The organism is Egibacteraceae bacterium (genome assembly GCA_040905805.1).
In the GTDB taxonomy this organism is placed as follows: domain Bacteria; phylum Actinomycetota; class Nitriliruptoria; order Euzebyales; family Egibacteraceae; genus DATLGH01.
The window spans coordinates 1-1136 of the sequence record JBBDQS010000064.1 but is presented as its reverse complement, the minus strand read 5'-3'; the positions used below and the strand labels follow the sequence as shown (position 1 = coordinate 1136).

Here is a 1136-nt window from a genome sequence, read left to right as displayed (position 1 = left end):
GCAGAGGAGCGTGGCGTGGCCCTGCTCACCACCGACCAGCGACTGGTTCGCGCCGCCCCACCCTGCGAGGCGCTCGCCCCTCCGCCATGACGGGGCAGCCCCGCCACAGCGCCAACGCTCCCTCGCCAGTCGGCGTCGCACGTCGTCGCGAAGGTAGACACCCCACTTGATAGCAATGCTGCTACAGTCGTCAGTGCTGCTGACCAGGAGACTGCGCCGTGTCTGCCATCACCATTCGCAACATCGACCCTGACTTGAAGCGACAGCTGCGTATCCGTGCTGCCGCCTGCGGCCACTCCATGGAGGAGGAGGCGCGCAACATCCTGTGTGCCGAGCTCGCCGTCCAAGACGACGAGCCGGCCGACCTGTACCAGCGGATCCGCCAGCACATCGATCCGCTCGATGGGGTCGACCTGGCCCTGCCTGACCGCGAACCCATGCGGGAGCCCCCTGCCCTCGCCCGATGATCGTCCTTGACACCAACGTCGTCTCCGAAGCGCTCCGCAAGCAGCCGAATCGGTCGGTGGCAACCTGGCTCGCGTCTCGACCGGCGTCTTCGTTGTTCGTCACCACGATCACCCAGGCGGAGCTGCTCGACGGGCTGCAACTGCTCCCGCACGGCCAGCGCCGACGCGACTTGACCCGAGCCGTCCACACGATCCTGCGCGAGGAGTTCCGCGGCCGTGTCCTTGCCTTCGACGGTCCGGCAGCAGAGGCCTACGCGACGCTCACCGCCGAGCGTCGCGCACTGGGCAAGCCCATCAGTGCGTTCGACGCCCAGATCGCGGCAGTCGCCCGATCGCGCGGCGCCCACGTCGCCACCCGCAACGTCGACGACTTCGCGGATTGCGGCATCGACATCCTCAATCCGTGGGCGTGACGCGGAGATCGCCGCAGGTGCAACGGCTGCGGACCGCGCTGGCGCCCCCCACGCCTGACCGCCCAGCCCGGAGCCTTTCGCATCCGGCGGTGCAACCACCCAGGGCCACCGCGCTGGCGAGGCGCTCGCCGCCTGACCAACCGTGCGGACGCCTGCTGTGGACAACGCCGCCGGCCTGCGTAGGCTGAGACCTATCGCCTGGCGTGCATGCGGACAGGAGGACGCCGATGTCGACGGTCGCTGGCCACAGCATGGC

2 protein-coding genes are annotated in these 1136 nt (G+C 69.4%); both read left to right on the top strand.

Translation table 11 applies throughout. The annotated features are described in order from the left end of the window. Nucleotides 1-218 precede the first annotated feature (218 nt). On the top strand, nucleotides 219-467 hold the full coding sequence (locus WD250_07435) for a hypothetical protein (protein ID MEX2620035.1): 249 nt from the start codon (nucleotides 219-221) through the stop codon (nucleotides 465-467). Continuing rightward, nucleotides 464-880 carry a type II toxin-antitoxin system VapC family toxin gene (locus WD250_07430; GenBank protein MEX2620034.1) on the top strand — a complete coding sequence of 139 codons (417 nt, stop codon included), beginning with the start codon at nucleotides 464-466 and terminating at the stop codon, nucleotides 878-880. Before WD250_07435 ends, WD250_07430 begins: the two co-directional genes overlap by 4 nt. The last annotated feature ends 256 nt before the right edge of the window (nucleotides 881-1136 follow it).

What these genes read in the sequence shown, in the direction of transcription:
- WD250_07430 (MEX2620034.1), top strand. Translation starts at nt 464, where the DNA reads ATGATCGTCCTTGACACCAACGTCGTCTCCGAAGCGCTCCGCAAGCAG.